We start from the raw sequence: 286 nt of genomic DNA on the forward strand, positions 1-286 counted from the left end.
TGCCGATCCCAACCGAGGACTGACACTGCAGAGGTGGTGATGTGGCGTGTCTCGTACCGTCATGGCTCGACTGACGATCGACGGCGTGCAGGGCGTCATCACAGGCTTCCGACAGGTCGGCCAGGCCGCTGTCGAGTACTCCCGCACCGCCCAGAAGGCCGGGACGACCGCGACCCGCTGGATGGACAAACACTCTGACCAGCTCGGGAGACTGGGCGGCACCCTTCTCAAGGTGGGTGCGGTTGGTGCGCTCGCGCTGGGTGGGCTGGCGAAGTCCGCGATCGAC

The 286-nt window shown here is 66.4% G+C and carries 1 protein-coding gene; it reads left to right on the forward strand.

The genetic code is table 11. From position 1 onward, the window contains the following. Positions 1-61 precede the first annotated feature (61 nt). Positions 62-286 (forward strand): hypothetical protein (locus RMT89_RS42340; protein ID WP_315889083.1); only part of this gene is annotated, 225 nt, incomplete at its 3' end.

Origin of the sequence: Streptomyces sp. P17, from assembly GCF_032436805.1 — a bacterium.
GTDB lineage: Bacteria > Actinomycetota > Actinomycetes > Streptomycetales > Streptomycetaceae > Streptomyces.